The sequence below is a fragment of the Salinarimonas ramus genome, assembly GCF_014645695.1.
GTDB lineage: Bacteria > Pseudomonadota > Alphaproteobacteria > Rhizobiales > Beijerinckiaceae > Salinarimonas > Salinarimonas ramus.
Genome location: NZ_BMMF01000002.1, coordinates 1 through 24,114, shown reverse-complemented (window position 1 = coordinate 24,114; position 24,114 = coordinate 1). Strand labels below are relative to the sequence as shown.

Below are 24,114 nucleotides of genomic sequence, written 5' to 3'. Positions count from 1 at the left end.
ACGACGCGTGCCGCTGGCGGCGAAGCGCACAGGTGGCGAAAGGTGAGGACGCACAACATGCAGCATGGGTGCGGCGCGTCAACCCCGCGCCTGCGCCGCCTCGCGCCCGCGCGTCTTGCCCTTCCCGCCGAAGCCGCCTATAAGCCGCTCGCGCCCGCTAGACACCCTTGGAGGCACGGGCGCGCGCCGGGCCGCCGCGATGGCGGCCTTCGGCGTTTCCAGAGCACGATAGGAACACGACCATGTCCGAGACCAAGACTCTCACGGCCGTGGCGCGCGATCGGGTCGGCAAGGGGGCCGCCCGCGAAGCTCGCCGTCAAGGCCGTATCCCCGCCGTCGTCTACGGCGCCGGCAAGCCGCCCCGCGCCATCGAGATCGACTTCAACGAGACGCGGAAGCTGATCTACGCCGGCGGCTTCATGACCACGATGTTCGACATCACGGTCGACGGTGAGACCGAGCACGCGATCCCGCGCGACTACCAGCTCGACCCCGTCAAGGACATGCCGCTGCACGTGGACTTCTTCCGCGTCGCGAAGGGCCAGACGGTGGCCGTCGAGGTGCCCGTCCACTTCGTCAACCAGGAGAAGGCCGTCGGCATCAAGCGCGGCGGCACGCTCAACGTCGTGCGCCACACGGTGGAGCTCAACGTCCCGGCCGACAAGATCCCCGATGCCATCGAGGTCGACATCGCGACCCTCGACATCGGCGACAGCCTGCACATCTCGGCGGTGACCCTGCCGAAGGGCGTCACCCCGGTGATCACGGACCGCGACTTCACCATCGCCACCATCGCCGTGCCCGCGGGCGTGCGCGAGGCGCTGCAGCAGGAAGCGGCCGAGAAGGCCGAGAGCGCCGGCGGCGAGGAGGAGGAGGGCTGATCCGCGCCCTCCTGTCACGTCTGATAGGTTCGCGCGCTCCGGCCGAGATGCCGGAGCGCGTCGTCTTTTCCGGGGAGGGTCCCGTGCGCCTCGTGGTCGGGCTGGGCAATCCGGGCGCGCGCTATGCGGGCAACCGGCACAATATCGGCTTCATGGCGGTCGACGAGATCGCCCGCGTGCACAACGCGGCGCCCTGGCGCCGGCGCTTCCAGGGCGAGGCGTCGGAGGTGGTGATCGGGCGCGAGCGCGTGCTCCTGCTCAAGCCGCTCACCTACATGAACGAGAGCGGGCGTGCGGTCTCGGAGGCGATGCGCTTCTACAAGATCCCGCTCGACGATCTCGCCGTCCTCCACGACGAGCTCGACCTGCCGCCGGCGAAGCTGCGCATGAAGAAGGGCGGCGGCAATGCCGGCCACAACGGCCTGCGCTCCATCACCGCCCAATGCGGCAACGAGTACCGCCGCGTGCGCCTGGGCATCGGCCATCCCGGCGAAAAGGCGCTCGTCCACGGCTACGTGCTCAACGACTTCGCCAAGGCCGAGGCGCCCTGGGTGGAGGACCTGTGCCGCGCGGTCGCGGACCACGCCGAGCTCCTGGCGAAGGGCGACGACGCCTCCTTCCAGAACAAGGTTCACCTCGCCATGGAGGGCCGCGGCTGGGGCGAGGTGAAGCGGCCGGGGGAGAAGTGAGCCTCGCCAGCGTGGAGCTCGGCTCGCGCCCGCATTGACACCCGACTGCGATTGCACGACATCACTGGAACACGAACCTCGTGCCTCGTGAGCGGAGCCGGCCATGAAGAACGTCACGATCACCCTCGACGAGGACGTCCTCGCCCGCGCCCGCGTGGAGGCGGCGAAGCAGGGTAAGAGCCTGTCGCGGTTCGTGTCGGAGACGGTGGAAATGAAGCTCGGTCGCAAGCGCAGCCAAGCGGACGTCGTCGCCGACGTCCTGAAGGGGCCGAAATGGAAGCTGGGCGGAGGGCCGCTGCCGAAGCGGGACGAGATTTATGAAGAGCGTCTTCGTCGACACGAACGTCCTGATCTACCCGCTGCAGGCGGACGATCCCTCGAAGGCGGTGATCGCGACCGCATGGATTGAGCGGCTCGCAGCGCGTGAAGCTCTCGTAGTCAGCCCGCAGATCATCAACGAGTTCGTCTCGGTGCTGACACGCCGCTAAACGTTCCTCCCGCTTCTCGACGTCCTCGACAAGGCTCGTGACTATTCCGAGTTCTGCCGCGCGCGCATGGATGCAGACACGACGCGAGCCGCGATGGATCTGCTCTTGCTTCACAGGTTTTCTTGGTGGGACTCGGTCATGCTCGCCTCTGCGCTGGACTTCGGCTGCGAGATGGTTCTGACAGAAGACCTTCAAGACGGACGATCGATCGACGGAATGCTGATCGTCGACCCGTTCGCCGCCGACATCGACACCGTCCTGCGGGACATCTGAACGACGAGACAGGAACACCGCCATGGGCTTTCGCATGGGCATCGTCGGGCTGCCGAACGTCGGCAAGTCCACGCTCTTCAACGCGCTGACGCAGACGGCCGCGGCGCAGGCGGCGAACTATCCGTTCTGCACGATCGAGCCGAACGTCGGCGACGTCGCGGTGCCGGACGAGCGGCTCTCCGCCCTGGCCGAGATCGCCAAGTCCGCGCAGGTGATCCCGACGCGCCTCACCTTCGTCGACATCGCCGGGCTCGTGCGCGGCGCCTCGCGCGGGGAGGGGCTCGGCAACCAGTTCCTGGCCAACATTCGCGAGGTCGACGCCATCGCCCACGTGGTGCGCTGCTTCGAGGACGAGGACATCACCCACGTCGAGGGCAAGATCGACCCCGTCGCCGACATCGAGACCATCGAGACCGAGCTGATGCTGGCCGATCTCGACAGCCTGGAGCGTCGCGTCACCGGCCTGGAGAAGCGCGCCAAGGGCGGCGACAAGGAGGCCAAGGAGCAGATCGACCTCGTCAACCGCGCCCTCGTGCTCCTGCGCGACGGAAAGCCCGCGCGCCTCGTCGAGGTGAAGGCCGAGGAGCGGCGCTCGTTCGACATGCTCCAGCTCCTGACGGCCAAGCCCGTCCTCTACGTCTGCAACGTCGAGGAAGCCTCGGCCGACGCGGGGAACGGCTTCTCCGAGCGCGTCTTCGCCCGCGCCGAGGAGGAGGGCGCCAAGGCGGTGGTCGTCTCCGCCAAGATCGAGAGCGAGATCGCCATCCTCCCCGAAGCCGAGCAGGCGGAGTATCTCGAGGCGGTCGGCCTCGCCGAGCCCGGGCTAAACCGCGTCATCCGCGCGGGCTACCAGCTGCTGGGGCTCCTCACCTACTTCACGGTGGGGCCCAAGGAGGCGCGTGCCTGGACCATCGTCGACGGCACCCGCGCGCCGCAGGCGGCCGGCGTCATCCATACCGATTTCGAGAAGGGCTTCATCCGCGCCGAGACCATCGCCTATGGCGACTACGTCGCGCTCAAGGGCGAGGCGGGCGCGCGCGAGGCCGGCAAGATGCGGCTCGAGGGCAAGGAATACGTGGTGCACGACGGCGACGTCATGCATTTCCGCTTCGCGCCCTGACGCATCGGGTCGCGGCGGGAGGGGCATCCGCAACTTTGCGAAGCCTCGCGGCGTTTGCGCGTCCATGAAGCTCGAACGCCGCCACGATTGGGATCTCGACGCCGACGCCGCCATGCGCCTCCAGGAGGCGCTCAAGGGCGAGATCGACGTCGCGACGCCGCTCGACCTCGACGCCATCACGCTGATCGCGGGGTCCGACGTCGTCATCAAGGACGACGAGGCGCACGCCGTCGTGGTCGTCGCCACCTTCCCGGGCCTGCAGCCCGTGGAGACCGTGCACGGGCGCGCCGCGGTGCGCCTGCCCAACATCCCGGCGATGACGAGCTTCCGCGAGGGCCCCGCCCTCGTCGACGCGCTCGCCAAGCTCGAGCGCGAGCCGGACGTGTTCCTGTTCGACGGGGCGGGCATCGCCCATCCCCAACGCTTCGGCACCGCCTGCCACATGGGGCTCTTCCTGGAGAAGCCCACGATCGGCTGCGGCAAGACCCGCCTGTGCGGGCGCTTCGACCTCCTGCCGGAGGACAAGGGCGCCATGGCGCCGCTCAGCGACGACGGCGAGACGATCGGCATGGCGGTGCGCACGCGCACGCGCATGAACCCGATGTTCATCTCCCCCGGCCACCGGGCGGATCTCGACGGCGCGGTGGCGCTGGTCATGCGCACGACGGAGAAATACCGCTTGCCCGAGCCGATCCGCCTCGCGCACAAGGCCGGGCAAGACGGCTGATCGAGGCGCAGATTATCCGGGCGGGCGCTCAGCGAAGCAGCAGCAACAAGCCCACCGCGACGAGGATCAGGGCGGCCCCGCGCCGCACCCAGACGAGGGCTCGTGCGTCTCGCAGGGTGCGACCCAGGATATAGTAGATGACCATCGCCGCGGAGACCGCGGCCCAGAGCGCCCCGATCGTCAGCATGAGGGAGGCGGCACCGACCGGGCCGGCGGTGCCGTGATACAAAACCAGAGCCGGTCCGAAGCCGAGGATGGCCTTCGGATTCGTCGCCGCCATGCCGAACGTGCTCGCGAACGACAGCGCGCCTGCCCTGCCGCTTTTCTTGCCGCGCCAGATGATGATCCCGAGGGCGATCAGGCAGAGCGCGGCGGCACGCTCGAACCAAGGGTTCGCCAGGATGTCCGTCACCGAGCCGGCGGCGATGATCGTCGTTCCCACCAGAGCGAGACCGAGCAGCTGGCCGGAGAGACCGGTCAGGAACGGGCGCCAGCCATCGGTCCCGCCGTGAAAGGTGATCAAGGCCAGCGGCCCCGGCACGATGGCGACCAGGAAGCAGCTCGCGAAGAGAAGCGCCAGCTCGGTCATGACGCGCTCACACCGTCTTCCCCTCGAAAGCGAGAATGACGAGGCGCGTGACGACGACGATGCCGAGCAGAAGCATGCCGCTCTGCAGAGCCGTCTCGATGTCCCCCATATGCGTCTGCATGACGATGTTGGTCGACAGCGTCTCGGTGGAGCCGCGAATGCCGCCGCCGATGATCAGGATGGCGCCGACCTCGCCGACGAGGCGTCCGAAGATGACGAAGGCATTGGTGATCACCCGCGCCTTGATGTCCCAGATCACCGTGAGGAACAGCACCGGGCGGTGGAACGCCACCGCGCCGTTGACGTCGCGCATCCCGAGGTCGCTGAGCTTCATGATGCTCTCGGAGATGAGCGCCGCGAACAGAAAATATGCGATGGGCAGGCCGAGGATGATCTGGCCGACGATCATGCCCGTGGGCGTGAACAGCAAGTTCGCCATCCACTCGGAATTCGCGCAGAGATAATAGAAGAAGACCCCGACGACCGTGGGCGGGATCGCGTTCAACGATTGCGCCGTGACGAGGACTATACGCGCCAGACGCGATTGCTGCCGGATGATGGTCAACGACAGCAGGATCGCCAGCGCGACGGCGATGGTCGCCGCCGCCGCGCTGACGAAGATCGTGAAGAGCGCGATCTGCAGCAAGATCAGCCTCCCGCCATCGCCTGAACGATCCGCATGGTCGACACGCCGGCGACGGAGCGGGCCGTCTCGGTCGCCGCGAGCGGCTCGCCGTCGAGATAGATCACGACGTCGGGACGCACGCCGCCCTCCTGGAGCAGCACGTCGCCGCGGATGCCGGGAAAGTCCGCATCGAGCTTGGCGATGACCGAGTCGACCGTGTCGGCCTCGACCTTGTAGGCGCCCGGGGGAATTTCGTAGATCTCGCGCAGGCGCGTCGCGACTTTGACGTTGAGCATCTGGCCGGTCCTTTCCTCTGTGATGCGGTGGTCTGTCGACTGAGGTCGTAGTTGGTCGCGTAGTCAGTGGTTGCAGGTCGTCTTGGGCATCTCGAGCACCGCGAAATCCATGTCCGTGAGGTCGAAATGCATCATCCTGCCGCTGAGCGGGCTCGTTCCTTTCAGCAGCAGCTCGATCGCCTCGCGCGCCATCGTGCAGCCGACGATGCCCGGGCCCATGCCGAGCGCGGGGAACACCTTGATGTCGTTCCAGAACTTGGGCCGCTCCGGATAGAGACAGCGCAGGCAGGCGGTCTTGCGCGGAATGATCGTGAAGACGTAGCCCTCGTCGCCGTACATGGCGCCGCTCACCATCGGCACGCCCAGCCTGAGGGCGGCTGCGTTGAGCGCGTAGCGCTCCTCGAAGAGAGGATGCGCGTCGATCACGATGTCCACCCCGCCGAGAATCTCGTCCAGGTTCTCGATCTCGGTGATGTTCTGCGGCACGTAGGTGATCTTCGCCGCCGGGTTGATGGCGTCCGTCTTGTCCTTGAAAGCGTCGACGCAGGGACGCCCCACGTCGGACTCGTAGGCAAGCTGCATGCGGTTGAGGTATTCGGGAACGATCTTGCCGCCGTGGGCGCAGACGAGGTGCCCCACGCCGGATCGGATCAGGTAGTTGATCACCGTGCCGCCCACGCCGCCGCAGCGTCCGACGAAGACGCGGCTCTGCTTGAGCTTCTGGATACCTTCGACCCCCATTATCGGGATCTGGCGGACATAACGCTCTTCGGTAACGATCTCGGCCATCGGGCGCTCCTCACAGGACGGGGAAGTCGGGGTTCTCGCGCTGCCATTGCAGCACGCCGCCCTGAAGCGAGCTTGCCGCGATGCCACGTTGATCGAGCTTGTCCTTCAGCGCACGCAGCACGTTCCTGGAGCGGATGCCGGACTTGCAGTAGAAGATTACTTCCTCGCCCCTGGCGGAAGAGAGCACCTTCTCCAGATACGAGCCGTTGGCGTCGTTCTTCTTCATCATCGTCATCGGGAGCGAGATCGAGGACGGCAGGTGCGAATACATGAATTCGTAGTTGTCGCGCACGTCGATCAGGGTCGCGCGGCCGGCGGAGATCTTCTTGCGCAGGGCCGTCGTCGAGATCACCGGCACGGCGACCGGCTCGGTCGCCACCGGCAGAGAGACGCCGCAGACCGCGTCGGTGGGCAGGTCGCCGACCTTCTCGAGCGCGCCGTTGCAGGCAGGGCAGTCGGCGCGGCGCGGCACGTTGACGTGATCGTATTCGTGGCTGATGAGGTCGACATTGAGCATGCGGCCGGACAGCAGCTCGCCGAAGCCGGCGAGATACTTGATCGCCTCCGTCGCCTGCATGCAGCCGACGATCCCCGGCAAGGTGCCGAGCACGCCCGCGTCCCCGCAGGTCGGCACGTCGGCGGGCTGCTCCGGGAACAGGCAGCGGTAGCAGGGACCGTCGTCGAGGCCGAACACCGTCACCTGCGCCTCGAACCGGTAGATCGAGGCGTAGACGAAGGGGATGCCGGCGATCTTGCAGGCATCGTTGAGGACGTAGCGGGTCGTGAGGTTGTCGCAGCCGTCGATGACGATGTCGTAATAGCTGACGATCTCCTCGGCGTTCTCCGCGTTGAGGAACTTGTCGTACTTCTTGATGGTGATGTGCGGGTTCAGCCGCCGGATGGCGTCGGCGGCGCTGTCGACCTTCTTGAGGCCGACCTGATCCGTCCGATGGATCACCTGGCGCTGGAGGTTGGTCTCGTCGACCACGTCCTCGTCGATGATGCCGATGGTGCCGACGCCCGCCGCGGCGAGGTAGAGGAGCGTGGGCGAGCCCAGACCGCCGGCGCCGAGCACGAGAGCCCGCGAGGAACGCAGGCGCTCCTGGCCCTCGAGCCCGATCTCGGTCAGCTTCATGTTACGGTTGTATCGGAGCAGTTCGCTTTGCGTGAGCATCACCAGCCTCCACTGCAGGTAGGATTTCAATCGGCGGAGAGTTCGCGATAGCCGTAGCCCGTGGACAGCGCCGGCAGCGCGTCCCTCAGCCATTCGACCACGGGCGCGAGCTCGCCCGTCTCGGCCTCGACCGACGTCATCAGCGCATAGACGTTGCTGGCGGGATCACGCGCGATCTCGACGAGACGCGCGTAGCCGCCGCCGTCGTAGGTCGCCTCGTCGGCGATGGTGAAGCAGCCTTGGACGGAGCAGATCCTCAGGCTGTTCGCGGCGCCGCCGGTGGCGACCCGGTAGCCGTCGAGCGTCTCGGGATCGATGCCCGCGGCGGTCCAGCGCGACAGCTCGTAGAGGTGCGTGCCCGACCGGTCGCCCCGTGACAGGAAGGAGAGACGGCGCGAGGCGATGGTCCCGAGGCAGGCCGCGATCCCGTCCGAGCACTCGAAATCCGCGTTCGCGGGCCCGACGAGCAGGAAGTCGTTCGCGAAGACGGGGTAGCGGGTGTGGCCCCCCTTCGCGGCGAGCGCCTCCTCCGCGGCGGCGTTGTGCGTGACCGCGAAGGGCAGGAAGCCCTCCTCCAGCGAGCGCAGCGTGGAGGAGGTCCCCGCAACCGCGTAGGAGAAGCGCGTCTGCGGAAATTGCTCGGCCAGGGCTGCCTGGATTGCGGCGGCGACGCCGGACGCTTCCTGCGTGGTCGTCAGCCCGAAGGTGATCCCGTCGACCTGCGCCCGTGCGGAAAGCGGGGCGACGAGGAGCACGGCGAGGAGCACGGCGCGCACTGTCCTAGACATTGTAGACCTTGTCCTCGTTGGCGATCGGCATCGGTAGGAAGCTGGGAAACTCGATCGCGTGGAACCGGTGGTCGTACTCGCAGAGCGAGCCGAGCAGCGTGTCGTGGGTGCAGCAGACGATGTGCCCGCCACGATCCGAGACGTACTCGCGCAGGAGCCGGGTCAGGATCTCGCCGTTGCGCCGATCCAGCGCCGCCGTGGGCTCGTCGAGCAGCAGGAGCTCGGCGTTCGACGCCAGAGCCGCGGCGAGGTGGACGCGCTGCAGCTGACCGCCCGAGAGGCGGGTCATGCGCGTGCGCATCAGGGGCTCGAGGTCGAACTCGCGGACCACCGTCTCGAGGGTGCTCTCGCAGCCGACGACATTGCGGTTCGACTTGAGGATGTTGCGCAGGAAGGTCTGGACCCCGAAGTCGAAGCGCGGGGGGTGCTGCGGCACGTAGCGGATGGTGCGGATCGCCTCGCCGAACTCGATCAGCTTGCGAAACGAGACCCCGTCGCACTCGGCGTCGGCGTTGCCGCTGGCGAGCCCCTTCAGGAAGGTCGACTTCCCGATGCCGGACGGGCCGTAGATGAAGCAGCACCGTCCCGGAAGCTCGACTGCCGAGAGATCGAAGATCGCGCACTCGTCTACCGACGCCCTCAGGCGCCTGATCTTGCAGATCATGTGCTCACTTCCGCGGGAAGCTGGGACGCCGCGTACGATTTCCGGTAACCGGCGGTCCGTTCTGGTTGCGTCGAAGAGCAATGAAGAGTAGTGTTTCGGGGCGAGGGTATACGTCGCCGGCATCATTGCGACGCCGACGCTCTCGTGCTCACGTTCCCGGGTACAAACGCGCGCCGAAGAGGGCGATCGAGTGCGATACCTATGCCGCTGGACGCGGCGCCGGTGCCGAGGGGGCGCCGGACACCAGCTCAGCTGCAATTGTTGTGACGCCTCCACATTGCGGCGTTATGCCCTTCGGGCACGTTGGAGCAGGGGTCGACGCCGTATCCGCGCAGCACGTTGTAGCGGGCGACCTGCCGCGCGCTGAGGAGCGGCGGCGTGGAGAGATGGCGCGAGAGATGGATGTACCGCAGCTCGGCCCGCGCCGATTCGGCATCGGCGATCAGCTCGCGCAGCGTCGCGTCGTCGAACCCGCCCGTGCGGAATGCGTCCTCGATCGCCGCCTCCGCCTCGATCAAGCGTTCGCCGGCGGCGGCGGCCTCGACGAGAAGCGTCTCGTAGATCTCCTCGATGGCGGTCACCTGCTCGGCGGAGAGCGGAATCTGATCGCGCAGCTCCAGGAGGTGCGCCGGTCCCGGCACCCCGTTGAGCTCTGCGGGGAGAGCGAGGCCCCAGCCACCGCCGCTGCGAAGCTCCTCGATGTCCGTTTCCGACAGGCTCTTGATCTCCCGTGTCTCGAATCCCGCATACGGCGAAGGGCTGGCGGAGCCGCTCTGGGCCAGCGCAACCCCAGGGCCGACTGCGAGAACGAGACCGAACGACAAGGCGCGCAACAGCTTCATGAGCAAGGGTCCCTCGTTGTGTCGAGGGTGAGGATGACACACGAGACCGCATTCCTCTATGATAGCGATCATGTCAGACTCCTTCGCTTCGCTCTTCGATGTCGCAGAGACACGACCGCTTCACGCAGGGTCGTGGCTGTTTCACGATGGCGATCCTGTCCGCATCATGTATTTCGTCGTCGAAGGAGCAGTGGACCTCACGCGCTTGACCGATGGAGGCGTGTCGGTGATGCAGCAGAGAGCGCGTCCGGGCCAGGTTCTGGCCGAAGCGTCGGCCTATTCCGCTAGGTATCATTGCGATGCGCGCGCCGTGACGGCGACGGTCGTCCGCGCGGTTCCGGTCGCGCGGTTCCTGGAGCGGCTCGCGGCTGATCGTCTCCTGGCCGAGGTCTGGGCCGCGCATCTCGCCCGCGCCGTGCAGGCCGCGCGGATGCGCGCCGAGATCCTGACGCTGCGCACCGTCGCTGAGCGCCTCGACGCGTGGCTGCGCGAGGGCCGTGCGCTGCCGGCCAAGGGCGCTTGGCAGGACGTGGCGGCCGAGATCGGCGTGTCCCGAGAGGCGCTGTATCGCGAATTGTCGCGCCGACGCCGCGAGCCGCCCTGACCGGGGCAGTGCGTCAGTCGCCCACGTACTCGTCCTCCACCTCGCGGCTCACCTTCGCCGCGCGTCGCTTGCGCATGGAGAGCACGATCGCGGTGACGAGGAAGAGGGCGGTCGCGACGTAGAGGCCGATGGAGATGCCGCTGCCGACGAGGATCCACGGGTCTCCGCCCGAGATCGAGAGGGCGCGCCGCAGCGCGCTCTCCATCTCGCGGCACAGCAGCAGGCCGAGCACCACGGGGACCAGGGAGATGTCGAGCTTGCGCAGGACGAAGCCGACGACGCCGAAGGAGACCATCACCAGAAGGTCGAAGGATGAGTTCGAGATCGAGTAGATGCCGACGAAGGACACCATGACGACGAGCGGCATCAGAGCCCAGAGCGGGATCGCCAGCATGCGCGTGAACAGGCCCACCAGCGGCAGGTTCAGCACCAGCAGCACGACGTTGGCGATGAAGAGCGAGGCGATCAGCCCCCAGACGATGTCGGGCTGGTTCTGGAACAGCAGCGGCCCCGGCTGGATGTTGAGCGAGATGAGGAGTGCCAGCAGCACCGCCGTCGTGCCCGATCCCGGCACGCCGAGCGCGAGCATGGGCACGAGCGCGCCGCCGGCGGCGGAATTGTTGCCGGCCTCGGGCGCCGCGACGCCGCGCGGGTCGCCCTTGCCGAAGGTGCCCTTCTTGTCGGAGTACCGCTTCTCCATCGTGTAGGCGAGGAAGGAGCCGAGCGAGGCGCCCGCGCCCGGCAGCACGCCCGCGACGAAGCCGACGCCCGACGAGCGCAGCATCGCGGGGAAGGTCGGCTTGATGTCGCTCCAGCGGGCGAAGGCGCGGTTCACCTTGATGGCTTGCGAGCGCTCGTGCGCCTTCATCTCGAGCATGATCAGCACTTCCGAGATGGCGAACAGGCCCACCAGCGCGACGATGGGGTGGAAGCCGTCGAAGAGGTGGAACGACCCGAAGGTGAAGCGCGGCACGCCCGATTGCGGGTCGATGCCCACCGCCCCGAGCGCGAGCCCGATCGTCGCCGCGATCAAGGTCTTGGCGGGGTTCGCGCCGGTGATGCCGCCGATCGTGGCGAAGGCCATGACGAAGAGGGCGAAATATTCGGCCGGGCCGAAATGGATCGCGAAGCGCACGAGGAGCGGCGCGAACAGCATCAGGCCGATCGTGGCGATGAAGGCGCCCACGAACGAGGCGATGCCCGATATGGCGAGCGCTTCCGGCGCCTTGCCGTTCTTGGCCATCGGGTAGCCGTCGAGACACGTCATCATCGCCGGCTCGTCGCCGGGTATGTTGAGCATGATCGACGAGATGCGCCCGCCATACATGCAGCCGTAATAGACGCACGTGAGCAGGATCAGCGCCGAGCCGGGCGGCAGGTCCATGGAGAAGGCGAGCGGGATCAGGACGGCCACGCCGTTCACCGGGCCGAGCCCCGGCAGCGCGCCGACGATCGTGCCGACGAAGCAGCCGATCAGCGCCAGCGCCAGGTTCTGGGGCGTGAGCGCCTCGGAGAAGCCGATGAGCAGATAGCCGAGAATGTCCACGCGGGAGGCCCTCGTCGGAAGCGGCCGGGCTGTCGCCTAGCCGAGGAGCGGCCCCGTCGGCAGCGGAAGGCCGAAGACCGCGTCGAACAGGAAGAACAGGCCGAATCCGAGCCCCGCGCCGAGCGCCAGCGCTTGGAGCCAGGTGGCGCCCAGGATCTTGGCGAGGAGCGCCGAGGCGATCAGCGTCGAGAGCGGGAAGCCCAGCGGCTCGATGGCGAGCGGATAGCCGAACAGGACGGCGAGCATCGCCGCCTGAGAGAGGATCTGCGGCCAGCGGAACCAGGTCGGGTCCGCGTCGGGCCGCAGGATCAGGACCAGCGCGAGGAGGCCCATGGGGACCGCGACGAGGCGCGGGAAGAAGGACGGTCCCGCGGGGTCGCCGAAGCGCACCGCGTAGGATCCGGCCTCCACGTAGAGCCAGATCGCGAGGGCGAGGAAGATCACCCCCGCGATCCGGTCGCTCCAGCGAGCCTGCGCCACGAGCCTCGCTCCCGGGTCAGTCGATGACGCCGATGGCCTTGGAGATGTCGCGCGTGCGGGCCTCGCTCTCGCGGACGAACTCCTCGAACTCCGCGCCGCCGCGCCAGATCGGCGTCAGGCCGGAGCTCACGGCGGCCTCCTGCCAGGCCTCGCTCTCGTAGAGGTCCGAGAGGATCTCGACCCAGCCGTCATAGGCCTCGTCGGACGTGTCGCCGCCCATGTAGAAGCCGCGCCAATTGTAGCCGGTCGCCGGGATGCCCTGCTCGGTCGCCGTGGCGATGTCGGGATAGGCCGGCAGCCGCTCGTCGGACATGACGGCGAGCGCCTTCACGTCCCCGGACTCGATGAAGCCGCCGATCTCGCCGATGTCGGTGAGGACCGCGTCGATGTGGCCGCCCATCATCTGGGTGACCGCGTCGCCACCGCCGGAGAACTCGACCCAGCGGATGTCGCCGAGCTGGTCGGCCGGCACGCCGGCCTCCTGCGCGAGCATGAGGAAGCGCAGATGGTCCCAGCCGCCGATCGCGGAGGAGCCGCCGACCACGACGGAGGACGGGTCCGCCTTCACCGCCTCGAGCAGCGCGTTGGCGTCCGCGTATTCGGCGTCCTTGCCGACCATGAGCGTGCCGACGTCGGCGCCCAGCATGCCGAGCCAGCGCATCGTGTCGACGTCGCCGGGATAGCGCCCCTGCGCGATCTGGGTGATGCCCACCGTCGAGGTCGCGACGATCAGGTTGGGGTCGTCGGCGCGCTTGGAGGCCACGTTGGCGAAGGCGACGGCGCCCACCGCGCCCGTCATGTTCGTCACCTGGACGGAGCCGTCGACGAGATCGAGCTCGTCGAGGATGCGGCCCACCGTGCGACAGGTGAAGTCCCAGCCGCCGCCGGGATTGGCGGGGGCGATGCACTCGGCGTTCTGGGGCTCGAAAGCCACGGCCGGCGTCGCGACGAGCACGACGAGAGCCGCCTGCGCAAGGCGCTTTGCGATCATGATGGTCCTCCCTGATGTGGGAGCCGGAATTCTCCCCGGCTCGCTCGTTGTTCCGAGAAGAAGACATGCGCGGTCGCGGGCGGTCAAGCCCGTCTGCGACGAGGTGCCGCTTCTGCACGCGAACGACTGTCGAGTATCGACTCTGAAGTGCATCTGCGGTATCGACTTACCATGTCGTTGCGTCGCCTCGTTCTCTCCGACAAGAGTCTCGCCTACGCACCGCTCTGGACGGAGGCGGACGGGGAGGATGCGTACACGCGCATCCACGTGCCCGTGGAGATCGACGGCGTCGTCTATTCTTCGCTGGCGCTATCCGGCGGAGCGTACGCCCGCCTACCGGACCGGCACGTGACCTTCGAGCTGGCGTTTCTCGATCAGGCGAGCGCCCGACGCATCCGGCTCGCGCGAGTAGACTGGCGCGACCGCAAGGGCGGGCATTCGAACCCACGTCGCTGCGGCGGCCCCTGGGCTGGTCGGCGGGTGCCGGAGACGCATCACCACGCTTTCGATCTCAACTTCGTCGAGGCCGAGGAGCGCATGCGCCGCGGAAAGCTCCCCTGCGCTCAGCCGGTAGAGGAGCCGCTGCAGAGTTTCGAGGATCTCAGCCGATGGGTCGGAAAAGCTTTCAGAATCAGCAACATGCACGTTGTCCCGCCGCCTCCGTGGTCATATGATCTCTTCCCATGACGATCAGCGAGCCGACCACCGAAACCTTCGACGCCGTCGTGACGCGCGCGGCGGCCGATCTCGTGCGCGTTCGCCGTGAGCGTGGCGGCTTTCTCGTCGGGCTGCCGATGGTCTATGCCGACGGATCGTTCGTCACCGTCCGGGTGGAGCCTGCTCCGGGGCACATGTTCCGGGTGAGCGACGCCGGGTTCGCCTACCGCGAGTGCGAGGACCTCGCCGGCCCGCGTGCTTTCCGCCGGACGGCGATCCGAATCGCCGACGAGCGGGACGTCGATGTGGGAGAGCGGATGCTCTCCGTCGTCTGCGGACAGGAGATGCTCGAGCGCGCCATGTGGGACGTTGCAGAGACGTCCTGGCGCGTGGTCGACGTCGTCGCCTCGCGGGCGTTCGACGAGGACGAGGACGATCTCGCCGAGGAGCTCGCTCAGCGCCTGCAATCGATCTTCGGTACCGCCCAGGTTCAGGTGGCGGCGGACCTCGAGGGCTCGTCGACGCTGAAGTGGTGCCTTTCCGCGCTCGTCAGGAGCGATGGCGCGGCGACGGCGTTCCAGGCCGTGACCACGCATCCCCATTCCGTGAACAAGGCCTCGACAGCGTTTCGCGACATAGCGGCGGGCGAGCGTCCGCCGGCGCTGGTCGCGGTCGTGCGGGACAAGCAGCTCCTCGGTGCTCGGCTGGGCCTCCTCGTCCCTGCGCGCGTCATCGAGACGACGCAGTCGGACGAGTTCTACCGACGGGTCGCCGCCTGATCCGCGGCTATCGAAGGAACGGTCGGGCTTTCGCGGGCGAACGGGATGCGCGAATGTGCCCTTAGACGTCCGGCCATGCCGTGTCATTCTCCCGCGCCGACCATCGAGAGGGAGACGATGCCGTGCCCGCGAACGCCGTTCCCGATCATCCTGCCGCGACCGCTCCGGTCTCCGTTCCGGAGGGCGCCTTCGTCGAGGTGTGCGAGGTCGGGCCGCGGGACGGGTTCCAGATCGAGCGGGCGTTCATCCCCACGAAGGAGAAGATCGCCATCGCGAACGCGCTGGCCAAGGCCGGCATCAAGAAGATCCAGGCGACGTCCTTCGTCTCGCCCCGCGCCGTGCCTCAGCTCGCGGATGCCGAGGACGTGCTGGCCGGCATCGAGCGCACGCCCGGCCTCGTGCTCACCGCGCTCGTGCCCAATGCCCGCGGGGCGGAGCGGGCGGCGCGCACGCAGGTCGACGTGATGGGGCTGTTCTGCTCGGCCTCCGAGACCCATTCGCGCAAGAACGTCAACGCCTCCATCGACGAGACGCTGGCGCGCTTCCCCCCCGTCGTCGAGATCGCGACGGCGGCGGGAAAGCGCGTGCAGGGCGGCGTCGCCACCGTGTTCGGCTGCCCCTTCGAGGGCGAGGTCGACCCGCAGGCGGTGGTGCGGATCGCGCGGTTCTACCGCGACCTCGGCATCGTCGATCTCAACCTCGGCGACACGACGGGCATGGCGACGCCGCGCACGGTGCGCGCCGTTCTCGCCGCGCTGCGCGAGGCGGTGCCCGAGATGAAGCCGACGCTGCACTTCCACAACACCCGCGGCGTCGGGCTCGCCAACGTCATGGTCGGCCTCGCGGAAGGGGTGACGCGCTATGATTCCTCCGTCGGCGGTCTGGGCGGCTGCCCCTTCGCGGCGGGTGCCACCGGCAACATCTGCACGGAGGATCTCGTCTACCTGCTGCACGAAACGGGATACGAGACGGGCATCGACCTCGACGCGCTCATCGCCGCCGCCGAGCGCACCGAGCGCGCCATCGGCCGCGAGCTGCCCGGGCAGGTAATGAAGGCGGGCCCGCGCTTCGCGCGCCATTCCGTCGACGACGTCGCGACGGCGGCGGGATGAGCGCTATGGCACGGGGTACCTCGGGAGAGCAGACCGGCACGATGGCGCAGCCGCTCGCGGGCGTGCGCGTCGTCGACCTGACCCGCATCCTCTCGGGGCCGTTCTGCTCGATGCTGCTGGGCGACCTCGGCGCGGACGTCATCAAGGTGGAGGGACGCGAGGGCGACGAGGTGCGCCGGCAGGGCGCCATCATCGAGGGCATGTCCTGGTATTTCGCGAGCTTCAACCGCAACAAGCGCTCCATCACGCTCGACCTGCGCTCCGACGAGGGCAAAGCCGTCCTGCACCGCCTCGTGGCGGGCGCCGACGTGCTCGTCGAGAACTTCCGCCCCGGCGTGCTCGACAAGCTCGGTCTCGGCACCGCCGAGCGCGAGCGGCTCTACCCGCGCCTCGTCGTGGCGAGCGTCAACGGCTACGGCTCGACCGGCCCCTATGCGGAGCGTCCGGCCTTCGACTTCATCACCCAGGCCATGTCCGGCTTCATGGCGGTGAACGGCACGCCGGAGACCGGCCCGCTGCGCTGCGGCCCGCCGATCACGGATCTCGTGGCGGGGCTCTACGCCGCCTTCGGCGTGCTCGCGGCTCTGCGCGTGCGCGACCGCGACGGGCGCGGGCAGGCGGTGGAATCCTCGCTCATGATGGGCATGGTCTCCATGCTGGCCTATCTCTCCGCGTCCCAGCTCGCCACCGGCACGCCACCGCCGGTGACGGGCAACGACCATCCGATCGCCTCGCCCTACGGCCTCTTCCAAGCGGCCGACGGCGGCGTCGCGGTCGCGCCCTCCACGCAGGCGGTGCTGCGCCGCTTCCTGAGCGAGATCGGCCTCGAGCATCTCCTCGCGGAGCCGCGCTTCGCCACCAACGCCGACCGCGTCGCCACCCGCTCCGAGCTGAACGCGCTCATCGACGAGGCCATGCGCGGCGAGACGCAGGAGACCTGGATCGCGCGCCTCAACGCCGCCGGCGTGCCCTGCGGGCGCGTGCAGACGTTGGCGGAGATGGTCGAGGATCCGCAGGTGGCGGCGCAGGAGATGGTGCTCGACATCCCCCATCCGGGCCACGGCACCGTGCGCATGACGGGCTTTCCCGTGAAGCTCTCGGGCACGCCCTGCCGCGTCGAGCGCCCCGCGCCCGATCTCGGCGCCCACACGGACGACGTCCTCGCCGAGGCCGGCTATGCGCCCGAGGAGATCGCGGCGCTGCGCGAGAGCGGCGTCGTCTGATCCGTCCGCCTCGCAGGAGGCGAGCAGCTCGGGAACGGTTCGGCGCCCTCGCGGCTTGACGGTCGAACTCGACCCGTCCCGCCCGCCGGCTCCTGCCGCGCGGCCCCCCGGAAGGACCGGATGGCCTCGCAAACCGAAGATTCGATCGCCACGCTCCTCGGCGAGACCTCGGTCCTGGTGCCGGCAGGCCGCAGCGCGGAGCGAATCGCGGACCTCTCCTGGTGGCTGTTCGGCAGCGCCACCTTGATCTGGTTCGTCGTCCTGGGCCTGTCGGTCTACGCCGCCTACGTCCGGCCCGGCGCTCACGACGTCGCCAGGGTGCGGCTCATGATCGTCGGCGGCGGCGCCGTGCTCCCCACGATCCTGCTCGGGGGCGTGCTCGCCTACTCGCTGTGGCTCATGCCGCAGGTGAAGCCGCCGATCCCGGAGGGCGCCGTCGAGATCGAGGTCGAGGGCCTGCGCTGGTGGTGGCGCGTGCGCTACGCCTCCGAGGAAGGCGGCGCGACCGAGGTCGCGAACGAGCTCGCGCTCCCCGTCGGGCGCCCCGCCGTCCTGCGGCTGACGAGCCCGGACGTGATCCATTCCTTCTGGGTTCCCGCGCTCGCGGGCAAAACCGACATGATCCCCGGGCGCGAGACGATCATCGTGCTCGAGCCCACGCGAACGGGCGTCTTCCGCGGGGCGTGCGCCGAGTATTGCGGCACCTCGCACGCGCTCATGAACTTCGCCGTCCTGGTGCTCGAGCCCGACGCCTACGAGGGCTGGCTCGCCCGCCAGGGCGCGCCCGCGCAGGAACCCGAGGGCCCGCTCGAAGCGCGGGGCGCGGCGGTCTTCCGCGAATACGGCTGCGGCGCCTGCCACGCCATCCGCGGCACGCAGGCGAACGGCGTCGTGGGGCCCGACCTCACCCATGTCGGCTCGCGCCGCACGCTCGGCGCCGGCGCGCTGCCCAACACGCCCGAGGATTACGTGGACTGGATCGCGCGCACCCACGAGGTGAAGCCCGACGCGAACATGCCGCCCTTCGGCATGCTCCCCGACGACGATCTCGCGGCGCTCGCCGCCTACCTGGACGGCCTGACATGAATGCGCGCGCGAAGCTCCTCGACTGGGCCCGCACGCGCCCCGGCGAAAGCGTGAAGGCGGCGCAGGAGCGCCGGCTCTCCAAGGCGTGGGAGACGCCCAAGGGCTGGCGCTACTGGTCGGCCGTCAACAACACCGAGGTCGGGCTCTGGTACACGATCTGCGCCTTCGTCTTCTTCCTCTTCGCGGGCGTGCTGGCGCTGATCATGCGCGCGCAGCTCGCGGTGCCCGACAACGACCTCGTCACCGCGGACCAGTACAACCAGATCTTCACCCTGCACGGCTCGGTGATGATGTTCCTGTTCGGGGTGCCGTCCTTCGAGGCGTTCTCGATCCTCGTTCTGCCGCAGATGCTGGGCGCGCGCGACCTGCCGTTCCCGCGTCTCTCCGCCTTCGGCTTCTGGTGCTTCCTCATCGGCGGCGTGTTCGTGTGCGGATCCCTGTTCTTCGGCATCGCGCCAAAGGGCGGCTGGTTCATGTATCCGCCGCTGACGACGGAATACCAGGACGGCTACGGCGCCGACATCTGGCTGCTCGGCCTCTCCTTCATCGAGATCGCCTCCATCGCGGCTGCCGTCGAGCTCATCGTCGGCGCCCTGAAGACGCGCCCGCCCGGCATGCGCATCAACCTCATGCCGCTCTACGCCTGGTACGTGCTCGTCGTCGCCGGCATGATCCTCTTCGCCTTCCCGCCCCTGATCGCGGGGGACCTGCTCTTCGAGATGCAGCGGGCCTTCGACTGGCCCTTCTTCGACCCCGATCGCGGCGGCGATCCGCTCCTGTGGCAGCACCTGTTCTGGATCTTCGGGCATCCGGAGGTCTACATCATCTTCCTGCCCGCCATCGCGCTCGTCGCGACGATGATCCCGACCTTCGCCGGGCGCCCGCTCGTCGGCTATTCCTGGGTCGTGCTCGCGGCGGTGGGGACGGGCTTCATCTCGTTCGGCCTGTGGGTCCACCACATGTACGCGACGGGCCTGCCGAACGTGTCGCTGGGCTTCTTCTCGGCGGCCTCGGTGTCGGTGGCGATCCCCACCGGCGTGCAGATCTTCTGCTTCATCGCCACGATGCTGGTGGGGCGCGCGACGACGAACGTGCCGCTGCTCTACGTCTCGGGCGCCTTCGCCGTCTTCGTGCTGGGCGGGCTCACCGGCGTGATGGTCGCGCTCGTGCCCTTCGACCTGCAGGTGCACGACACCTACTTCATCGTGGCGCACCTCCACTACGTGCTCGTCGGCGGCGTCGTCTTCCCGATCCTGGGCGCGATCCACTATTTCTTCCCGCTCGTGAACGGCAAAAGCCTCTCGCCGCGCCTCGGCACGATCGCGTTCTGGCTGGCCTTCGTGGGCTTCAACCTCGCCTTCTGGCCGATGCACATCTCCGGCTTGCGGGGGATGCCGCGCCGGGTCTTCACCTACGAGGCGGGGATGGGGCTCGAGCTCCTCAACATGATCTCGACAATCGGCGCGTTCACGCTCGCCGCCGGCCTCGCGGTCTTCCTGTGGGACGTGGTGCGGCCGAAATCGCGCCAGCCGCTCTCCCCGCGAAACCCCTGGAACGCCGGGACCATCGAATGGGCGGCGAAGATCCCGCCCGAGCCCTGGGGTGCGCGCACGATCCCCGCCGTGTCGAGCCGCTATCCGCTGTGGGACCAGGAGAACTTCCTCGACGATTACGACCACGGCCGCTTCTACCTGCCGGACGCCGAGGAGGTGAAGCGCGAGACCATCATCACCACCGTCATCGATGCCGTGCCGATCCAGTGCCTGCGCGTGCCGGGCCCGACCTGGCTGACGCTGATCGCGGCGGCGGGCGCGGGCGGGCTCTTCGTGCTGGCGACGTTCAAGCTCTACGTCCTCGCCCTCCTGTGCGGCGCGATCGGCTTCGCGACGATCCTGATCTGGCTGTGGACCGGCACCGCGCTCGAGCCCGAGAAGGAGGAGAAGGACATCGGGCTCGGCGTCACCGTCCCGCTCTACGCCTCCGGGCCGGCCTCGGTGGGCTGGTGGGCGATGTTCATCACCATGATCGGCGACGCCACGGCCTTCGCCGGCCTCGTCTTCGGCTATTATTTCTTCTGGACCGTCCACCCGCAATTCCCGCCCGCGGGCGCGGACGGGCCGGGGACCTTCTGGCCGCTCGTCTCTCTCGGGCTCCTCGCGCTCGCCTGGGCGGCGACGCTCGCCGCGCGCGGGCTGATCCGGCGGGAGCATCGCGGCGGCGGCATCGCCGCGCTCGCCCTCGGGGCGCTTTCGACGATCGCGGGCGTCGCGGCCCTCGCGGCCGGTCCCTGGCTCACCGGCATGGACCCGACGGTCCACGCCTACGAGGCGACGGTGTGGGTGCTCGTCCTTTGGACGGGCATTCACGGCGCCATCGGGCTCGTCATGCAGCTCTACTGCATCGCCCGCGCCGCCGCCGGGCGCCTCACCGCGCGCCGCGACATCGATATCGCCAACGTCGCGCTCTACTGGCACTTCATGCTGGCCACGATCGCCGTCACCGTCGCGACGATCGCCGGCTTCCCGCTGCTCTCGTGAGGGGCGCCATGGACGAACGCTCCGACCCGATCCGCAACGAGGACGCGCCCGACGAGCTGCAGGCGCGCCGGGAGACCATGTTCATGATCCCGGCCGCGCCGGCGATCTGGGCGGCGCATTTCCTCGCCTCCTACGTCACCGCCGCGATCTGGTGCGCGAAGATCGCCGGGCGCGACGGCAGCCTCGAGGGCGCACGCTGGCTGCTCGCCGGCTATACGGGCGTCGCCCTCGTCGCGATCGCCATGATCGGCGTCCGGGGCTTTCGCCACCATTCCTACGGCGACGCCACCGCGCCGCACGATTTCGACACGGCCGCGGACCGCCACCGCTTCCTGGGCTTCTCGACGTTCCTGCTCGCGGCCTTGAGCTTCGTCGCCGTGATCTTCGTGGCGATGGTCGTCGTGTTCACGGAGACGTGCCGATGAGGAGATCTCGATGAGCGCGCCGCGTCTCCTCCTCCTCGCCGGCGGGATCGCGATCCTGCTGGCCGCCTGGATCGGCCCTCTGCCCGCGCTCGCGCTGACGCGGTTCTGGGCGCACATGGTCATGCATCTCATGGTCGTCGCGATCGCCGCGCCGTTGATCGCGCTGGCGCTCGCGGGGTCGCGCTACGATCCGGCGGCGCGCCTGCCGCTCCTGTTCGCGCCGCTGCCGGCGGCGTTCCTCGAGCTCGTGGTGATCTGGGGCTGGCATGCGCCGGTGGCGCACGACGCCGCGCGCATGCGCCCGGAGATCTTCGTGGCCGAGCAGGCCTCGTTCCTCGCCGTCGGTTTCCTCGTGTGGATGTCCGCGCTCGGCGGCGCCGCACGGGTGCGCCGGGAGCGCGCGGCGGGGGGTGTGGGCGCGCTCCTCCTCACCTCCATGCATATGGGCCTTCTCGGCGTGCTCCTCGCGCTCGCGCCGCGCCCGCTCTACGAGGCGTGCCTGGGCGTCTTCGACCAGCAGGTCGGCGGCGTGATGATGCTCGCCGTCGGCGGGAGCGTGTATCTCGCCGGTGCCCTGTGGCTCCTCGCCGACCTCCTGCGCGAGGAGGCGCGGTCATGAAGATGCGCGCCTACAAGCTGGCCAGGCGCCTCTCCTCAAAGCGCCTGTCCTGGAAGCGCCGCCTGACGACGATCCTCGCCTTCCTCGTGATCGCGGCGCTCGGCGGTTTCCTCTACGCCTGGGCCGGGCTCGCGCCGATCTCGGCGCGCTCCGGGCACTGGTCGGTCACCGCCTGGTTCCTGCATTTCGCCATGCGCCAGGGCGTCGAGACCCGCGCGGCGGTGGGCGTCGAGAAGCCGGCGGACGTGGACCTCGCCGATCCCGTCCTGGCGCTCCGCGGCGCGCCGCATTTCGCCAGCGGCTGCGCGCCCTGCCACGGCGCGCCGGGGGAGGCACGCTCGGCGATCGCGCGGGCGATGACGCCCCGTCCGCCGCGGCTCGAGGAGCGAGTGCCGGACTGGTCCGACGAGGAGCTGTTCTGGATCCTGCAGAACGGCATCAAGTTCTCCGCCATGCCCGCCTGGCCCGCGGACCATCGCGAGGACGAGGTCTGGGCCATGGTCGCCTTCCTGCGCCGGCTGCCGGGGATGACGCCCGAGGAATGGCGCGCGATGGCGGGCCTCGACGCCGGGCGCGCCGCGCCGGAGATGGAGGTTTCGACCGGTGCCGCCGCCGGTGGCGGCACGCGGATTCGCGGGCTCCTCGACAGGGTCGGGGAGGGCGCGCGCGAGCAGCTCGTGGAGAGCTGCGCCCGCTGCCACGGCCTCGACGGGCTCGGGCGCGGCGAGGGTGGAGGAGGAGGCGAGGGCGCGTTCCCCAAGCTCGCGGGGCAGAAGGAGACCTACCTCTACGCCTCGCTGCGCGCCTATGCCGAGGACGAGCGCCAGAGCGGCTTCATGCGTCCCGTGGCTGTCGCCCTCTCGGATGCCGAGATGCGCGACCTCGCCGCCTATTATTCCGCGCTCGCTCCGGGTGACGGCGCCGTCGAGGCGGTCGGCTCCGAGGAGGCGCGGGCGCTCGGCGCGGAGATCGCGGCCCGCGGCGTGCCGGCGCGCGGCATTCCCGCCTGCGACAGCTGCCACGGACCCGGAACGTCCGCCTATTATCCTTTCATCGCAGGGCAGTACGAGGAATACCTCTCACTTCAGCTCGAAGCCTGGCGGGCGGGTGACCGCGGCGGGACGCCGTTCGCGCACGTCATGCACATGGCGGCCGAGGACCTCACCGATCCCGAGATCGCGGCGCTCGCCGCCTATTACGCGAGCCTGCCCGCGCACGGTGGCCGAGCCGACGAGGCGCGTGCTAGAACGAGCCCATGAGACGCCTGATCCTCTTTCGCCACGCCAAGTCCGCCTATCCCGACGGGGTCGACGACCACGACCGGCCGCTGAACGAGCGCGGTCGCGCCGACGCGCCGCGCATGGGCGCCTACCTCGCGGCGGAAACGCTCCTGCCCGATCTCGTCCTCGTCTCCTCGGCGCGACGCACGCAGGAGACCTTCGCGCTGGCCGGTGCCGCGCTCGGGCCGGTGGAGACCCGCGAGGAGCCCCGCATCTACGAGGCGCCGGCCGAGCGCCTGCTCGGCGTCGTGCGCGAGGGTCCAGACAGCGTGCGCACGCTCATGCTGGTCGGGCACAATCCCGGCATGGAGGACCTGGCGCGCAGCCTGATCGGCTTCGGCGACCGCTACGCCTTCGCGCGGATGAAGCAGAAATTCTCGACGGCCGGCATCGCCGTCATCGATCTCGACGCGGAGAGCTGGGGCGAGATCGTGCCGCGGGAGGGGCGGCTCGATCGCTTCGTGACGCCCAAGAGCCTCGCCGCGTCGGAGGGCTGAGGGCCATCGGCGGGCGAGGGCGCGCGTCAGGCGCGCGCCTGACCACCCGCGTGCTTCGCGGCCTCCGCTCCACCCAGCGCCGCGAACACCTTTTCGACGATGCCGTCCGCGTCGAGGCCGGCCTTGGCGTACATCTTGGCGGGCTTGTCCTGGTCGATGAAGGTATCGGGCAGCACCATGGCGCGGACCTTGAGGCCGCGATCGAGCGCGCCGCTCTCGGCGAGCGCGTGCATGACGAACGAGCCGAAGCCGCCGATCGAGCCCTCCTCGATCGTGATCAGCACCTCGTGCTCGCGCGCGAGGCGCGCGATCAGGTCGAGGTCGAGGGGCTTG

The 24,114-nt window shown here is 69.0% G+C and carries 30 protein-coding genes; 18 read left to right on the top strand and 12 right to left on the bottom strand.

The window, feature by feature from the left end:
- The first annotated feature begins 242 nt into the window (after nt 1-242).
- The 7 genes from IEX89_RS02475 (at nt 243) to IEX89_RS02450 (ending at nt 4,178) form a co-directional block, all read left to right on the top strand.
- Nucleotides 243-881 (top strand): 50S ribosomal protein L25/general stress protein Ctc, encoded by a 639-nt coding sequence (locus IEX89_RS02475; RefSeq protein WP_188909210.1) that lies wholly within the window; start codon nt 243-245, stop codon nt 879-881.
- 83 nt (nt 882-964) lie between these two features.
- Complete coding sequence (gene pth, locus IEX89_RS02470) at nt 965-1,570, top strand: aminoacyl-tRNA hydrolase (protein WP_188909208.1); 606 nt, start codon at nt 965-967, stop codon at nt 1,568-1,570.
- Between the two features lie 103 nt (nt 1,571-1,673).
- Nucleotides 1,674-1,979, top strand: coding sequence for a hypothetical protein (locus IEX89_RS24320; RefSeq protein WP_244645067.1), 306 nt, complete (start codon nt 1,674-1,676; stop codon nt 1,977-1,979).
- Nucleotides 1,957-2,058 carry a hypothetical protein gene (locus tag IEX89_RS24710; protein ID WP_373290545.1) on the top strand — a complete coding sequence of 34 codons (102 nt, stop codon included), beginning with the start codon at nt 1,957-1,959 and terminating at the stop codon, nt 2,056-2,058. Before IEX89_RS24320 ends, IEX89_RS24710 begins: the two co-directional genes overlap by 23 nt.
- Before the next feature lie 93 nt (nt 2,059-2,151).
- Entirely contained in the window at nt 2,152-2,331 is a 180-nt protein-coding gene (locus IEX89_RS02460; protein WP_188909198.1) for a PIN domain-containing protein, read from the top strand.
- A 22-nt stretch (nt 2,332-2,353) separates the two neighbouring features.
- On the top strand, nt 2,354-3,451 hold the full coding sequence (ychF, locus tag IEX89_RS02455) for a redox-regulated ATPase YchF (RefSeq protein ID WP_188909196.1): 1,098 nt from the start codon (nt 2,354-2,356) through the stop codon (nt 3,449-3,451).
- A 64-nt stretch (nt 3,452-3,515) separates the two neighbouring features.
- A complete protein-coding gene (locus tag IEX89_RS02450) occupies nt 3,516-4,178 on the top strand; it encodes an endonuclease V (RefSeq protein WP_188909194.1) in 663 nt (220 codons plus the stop codon).
- Nucleotides 4,179-4,206: 28 nt separating this feature from the next.
- Here IEX89_RS02450 and IEX89_RS02445 read toward each other — a convergent pair whose 3' ends face one another.
- The 8 genes from IEX89_RS02445 to IEX89_RS02410 all read right to left on the bottom strand — a co-directional run bounded on the left by IEX89_RS02445 (nt 4,207) and on the right by IEX89_RS02410 (nt 9,945).
- Nucleotides 4,207-4,767, bottom strand: coding sequence for a hypothetical protein (locus IEX89_RS02445; RefSeq protein ID WP_188909192.1), 561 nt, complete (start codon nt 4,765-4,767; stop codon nt 4,207-4,209).
- 7 nt (nt 4,768-4,774) lie between these two features.
- Nucleotides 4,775-5,413 (bottom strand): ABC transporter permease, encoded by a 639-nt coding sequence (locus IEX89_RS02440; RefSeq protein WP_188909190.1) that lies wholly within the window; start codon nt 5,411-5,413, stop codon nt 4,775-4,777.
- A gap of 2 nt (nt 5,414-5,415) precedes the next feature.
- Nucleotides 5,416-5,688 (bottom strand): ubiquitin family protein, encoded by a 273-nt coding sequence (locus IEX89_RS02435; protein WP_188909188.1) that lies wholly within the window; start codon nt 5,686-5,688, stop codon nt 5,416-5,418.
- Nucleotides 5,689-5,751: 63 nt separating this feature from the next.
- A complete protein-coding gene (locus tag IEX89_RS02430) occupies nt 5,752-6,477 on the bottom strand; it encodes a HesA/MoeB/ThiF family protein (RefSeq protein WP_188909186.1) in 726 nt (241 codons plus the stop codon).
- Nucleotides 6,478-6,487: 10 nt separating this feature from the next.
- Complete coding sequence (gene moeB / locus IEX89_RS02425; RefSeq protein ID WP_210317565.1) at nt 6,488-7,651, bottom strand: HesA/MoeB/ThiF family protein; 1,164 nt, start codon at nt 7,649-7,651, stop codon at nt 6,488-6,490.
- Nucleotides 7,652-7,677: 26 nt separating this feature from the next.
- Nucleotides 7,678-8,439: a substrate-binding domain-containing protein gene (locus IEX89_RS02420; protein ID WP_188909182.1), complete on the bottom strand. Its 762-nt coding sequence runs from the start codon at nt 8,437-8,439 to the stop codon at nt 7,678-7,680.
- Nucleotides 8,432-9,103: an energy-coupling factor ABC transporter ATP-binding protein gene (locus IEX89_RS02415; protein WP_188909180.1), complete on the bottom strand. Its 672-nt coding sequence runs from the start codon at nt 9,101-9,103 to the stop codon at nt 8,432-8,434. The genes IEX89_RS02420 and IEX89_RS02415 overlap by 8 nt, the downstream gene beginning before the upstream one ends.
- A gap of 248 nt (nt 9,104-9,351) precedes the next feature.
- Nucleotides 9,352-9,945: a hypothetical protein gene (locus IEX89_RS02410; protein ID WP_188909178.1), complete on the bottom strand. Its 594-nt coding sequence runs from the start codon at nt 9,943-9,945 to the stop codon at nt 9,352-9,354.
- Nucleotides 9,946-10,003: 58 nt separating this feature from the next.
- Here IEX89_RS02410 and IEX89_RS02405 point away from each other — a divergent pair, with 58 nt between their 5' ends.
- Entirely contained in the window at nt 10,004-10,549 is a 546-nt protein-coding gene (locus tag IEX89_RS02405; protein WP_188909176.1) for a Crp/Fnr family transcriptional regulator, read from the top strand.
- A gap of 13 nt (nt 10,550-10,562) precedes the next feature.
- On the opposite strand, the gene IEX89_RS02400 is transcribed toward IEX89_RS02405, so the two are convergent.
- Genes IEX89_RS02400 through IEX89_RS02390 form a run of 3 tightly spaced genes read right to left on the bottom strand, consistent with a single transcriptional unit; the run spans nt 10,563 to nt 13,566 of the window.
- Entirely contained in the window at nt 10,563-12,095 is a 1,533-nt protein-coding gene (locus IEX89_RS02400) for a tripartite tricarboxylate transporter permease (RefSeq protein ID WP_188909174.1), read from the bottom strand.
- A 36-nt stretch (nt 12,096-12,131) separates the two neighbouring features.
- Nucleotides 12,132-12,575, bottom strand: a complete 444-nt coding sequence (locus tag IEX89_RS02395) for a tripartite tricarboxylate transporter TctB family protein (protein WP_188909172.1) — start codon at nt 12,573-12,575, stop codon at nt 12,132-12,134.
- A gap of 16 nt (nt 12,576-12,591) precedes the next feature.
- Nucleotides 12,592-13,566 (bottom strand): Bug family tripartite tricarboxylate transporter substrate binding protein, encoded by a 975-nt coding sequence (locus tag IEX89_RS02390; protein WP_188909170.1) that lies wholly within the window; start codon nt 13,564-13,566, stop codon nt 12,592-12,594.
- A 171-nt stretch (nt 13,567-13,737) separates the two neighbouring features.
- Here IEX89_RS02390 and IEX89_RS02385 point away from each other — a divergent pair, with 171 nt between their 5' ends.
- The 10 genes from IEX89_RS02385 (at nt 13,738) to IEX89_RS02340 (ending at nt 23,781) form a co-directional block, all read left to right on the top strand.
- The gene (locus IEX89_RS02385) at nt 13,738-14,253 is read left to right on the top strand and encodes a hypothetical protein (RefSeq protein ID WP_188909168.1); all 516 of its coding nucleotides are present in this window, start codon (nt 13,738-13,740) and stop codon (nt 14,251-14,253) included.
- Nucleotides 14,250-15,002: a hypothetical protein gene (locus tag IEX89_RS02380; protein WP_188909166.1), complete on the top strand. Its 753-nt coding sequence runs from the start codon at nt 14,250-14,252 to the stop codon at nt 15,000-15,002. The genes IEX89_RS02385 and IEX89_RS02380 overlap by 4 nt, the downstream gene beginning before the upstream one ends.
- Before the next feature lie 122 nt (nt 15,003-15,124).
- Complete coding sequence (locus IEX89_RS02375; RefSeq protein ID WP_188909164.1) at nt 15,125-16,114, top strand: hydroxymethylglutaryl-CoA lyase; 990 nt, start codon at nt 15,125-15,127, stop codon at nt 16,112-16,114.
- Between the two features lie 5 nt (nt 16,115-16,119).
- A complete protein-coding gene (locus tag IEX89_RS02370) occupies nt 16,120-17,337 on the top strand; it encodes a CaiB/BaiF CoA transferase family protein (RefSeq protein WP_244645066.1) in 1,218 nt (405 codons plus the stop codon).
- Between the two features lie 120 nt (nt 17,338-17,457).
- Entirely contained in the window at nt 17,458-18,423 is a 966-nt protein-coding gene (gene coxB, locus IEX89_RS02365) for a cytochrome c oxidase subunit II (protein WP_188909162.1), read from the top strand.
- Entirely contained in the window at nt 18,420-20,960 is a 2,541-nt protein-coding gene (gene ctaD, locus IEX89_RS02360) for a cytochrome c oxidase subunit I (protein ID WP_188909160.1), read from the top strand. The genes coxB and ctaD overlap by 4 nt, the downstream gene beginning before the upstream one ends.
- 8 nt (nt 20,961-20,968) lie before the next feature.
- On the top strand, nt 20,969-21,385 hold the full coding sequence (locus IEX89_RS02355) for an MASE1 domain-containing protein (RefSeq protein WP_210317564.1): 417 nt from the start codon (nt 20,969-20,971) through the stop codon (nt 21,383-21,385).
- 10 nt (nt 21,386-21,395) lie between these two features.
- The gene (locus IEX89_RS02350; protein WP_188909158.1) at nt 21,396-22,004 is read left to right on the top strand and encodes a cytochrome c oxidase assembly protein; all 609 of its coding nucleotides are present in this window, start codon (nt 21,396-21,398) and stop codon (nt 22,002-22,004) included.
- Complete coding sequence (locus tag IEX89_RS02345; protein ID WP_188909156.1) at nt 22,001-23,263, top strand: c-type cytochrome; 1,263 nt, start codon at nt 22,001-22,003, stop codon at nt 23,261-23,263. The genes IEX89_RS02350 and IEX89_RS02345 overlap by 4 nt, the downstream gene beginning before the upstream one ends.
- Complete coding sequence (locus tag IEX89_RS02340; RefSeq protein ID WP_188909154.1) at nt 23,260-23,781, top strand: SixA phosphatase family protein; 522 nt, start codon at nt 23,260-23,262, stop codon at nt 23,779-23,781. Before IEX89_RS02345 ends, IEX89_RS02340 begins: the two co-directional genes overlap by 4 nt.
- A 26-nt stretch (nt 23,782-23,807) precedes the next feature.
- On the opposite strand, the gene IEX89_RS02335 is transcribed toward IEX89_RS02340, so the two are convergent.
- Nucleotides 23,808-24,114 (bottom strand): transketolase C-terminal domain-containing protein (locus tag IEX89_RS02335; RefSeq protein WP_280513902.1); only part of this gene is annotated, 307 nt, incomplete at its 5' end.

What these genes read in the sequence shown, in the direction of transcription:
- IEX89_RS02355 (WP_210317564.1), top strand. Translation starts at nt 20,969, where the DNA reads ATGGACGAACGCTCCGACCCGATCCGCAACGAGGACGCGCCCGACGAG.
- IEX89_RS02380 (WP_188909166.1), top strand. Translation starts at nt 14,250, where the DNA reads ATGACGATCAGCGAGCCGACCACCGAAACCTTCGACGCCGTCGTGACG.
- IEX89_RS24320 (WP_244645067.1), top strand. Translation starts at nt 1,674, where the DNA reads ATGAAGAACGTCACGATCACCCTCGACGAGGACGTCCTCGCCCGCGCC.
- IEX89_RS02410 (WP_188909178.1), bottom strand. Translation starts at nt 9,945, where the DNA reads ATGAAGCTGTTGCGCGCCTTGTCGTTCGGTCTCGTTCTCGCAGTCGGC.
- IEX89_RS02340 (WP_188909154.1), top strand. Translation starts at nt 23,260, where the DNA reads ATGAGACGCCTGATCCTCTTTCGCCACGCCAAGTCCGCCTATCCCGAC.
- IEX89_RS02415 (WP_188909180.1), bottom strand. Translation starts at nt 9,103, where the DNA reads ATGATCTGCAAGATCAGGCGCCTGAGGGCGTCGGTAGACGAGTGCGCG.
- IEX89_RS02405 (WP_188909176.1), top strand. Translation starts at nt 10,004, where the DNA reads ATGATAGCGATCATGTCAGACTCCTTCGCTTCGCTCTTCGATGTCGCA.
- IEX89_RS02345 (WP_188909156.1), top strand. Translation starts at nt 22,001, where the DNA reads ATGAAGATGCGCGCCTACAAGCTGGCCAGGCGCCTCTCCTCAAAGCGC.
- ychF (WP_188909196.1), top strand. Translation starts at nt 2,354, where the DNA reads ATGGGCTTTCGCATGGGCATCGTCGGGCTGCCGAACGTCGGCAAGTCC.
- IEX89_RS02385 (WP_188909168.1), top strand. Translation starts at nt 13,738, where the DNA reads ATGTCGTTGCGTCGCCTCGTTCTCTCCGACAAGAGTCTCGCCTACGCA.
- IEX89_RS02390 (WP_188909170.1), bottom strand. Translation starts at nt 13,566, where the DNA reads ATGATCGCAAAGCGCCTTGCGCAGGCGGCTCTCGTCGTGCTCGTCGCG.
- IEX89_RS02445 (WP_188909192.1), bottom strand. Translation starts at nt 4,767, where the DNA reads ATGACCGAGCTGGCGCTTCTCTTCGCGAGCTGCTTCCTGGTCGCCATC.
- IEX89_RS02370 (WP_244645066.1), top strand. Translation starts at nt 16,120, where the DNA reads ATGGCACGGGGTACCTCGGGAGAGCAGACCGGCACGATGGCGCAGCCG.
- moeB (WP_210317565.1), bottom strand. Translation starts at nt 7,651, where the DNA reads ATGCTCACGCAAAGCGAACTGCTCCGATACAACCGTAACATGAAGCTG.
- IEX89_RS02475 (WP_188909210.1), top strand. Translation starts at nt 243, where the DNA reads ATGTCCGAGACCAAGACTCTCACGGCCGTGGCGCGCGATCGGGTCGGC.
- IEX89_RS02435 (WP_188909188.1), bottom strand. Translation starts at nt 5,688, where the DNA reads ATGCTCAACGTCAAAGTCGCGACGCGCCTGCGCGAGATCTACGAAATT.
- coxB (WP_188909162.1), top strand. Translation starts at nt 17,458, where the DNA reads ATGGCCTCGCAAACCGAAGATTCGATCGCCACGCTCCTCGGCGAGACC.
- IEX89_RS02450 (WP_188909194.1), top strand. Translation starts at nt 3,516, where the DNA reads ATGAAGCTCGAACGCCGCCACGATTGGGATCTCGACGCCGACGCCGCC.
- IEX89_RS02350 (WP_188909158.1), top strand. Translation starts at nt 21,396, where the DNA reads ATGAGCGCGCCGCGTCTCCTCCTCCTCGCCGGCGGGATCGCGATCCTG.
- IEX89_RS02420 (WP_188909182.1), bottom strand. Translation starts at nt 8,439, where the DNA reads ATGTCTAGGACAGTGCGCGCCGTGCTCCTCGCCGTGCTCCTCGTCGCC.
- IEX89_RS02460 (WP_188909198.1), top strand. Translation starts at nt 2,152, where the DNA reads ATGGATCTGCTCTTGCTTCACAGGTTTTCTTGGTGGGACTCGGTCATG.
- IEX89_RS02430 (WP_188909186.1), bottom strand. Translation starts at nt 6,477, where the DNA reads ATGGCCGAGATCGTTACCGAAGAGCGTTATGTCCGCCAGATCCCGATA.
- ctaD (WP_188909160.1), top strand. Translation starts at nt 18,420, where the DNA reads ATGAATGCGCGCGCGAAGCTCCTCGACTGGGCCCGCACGCGCCCCGGC.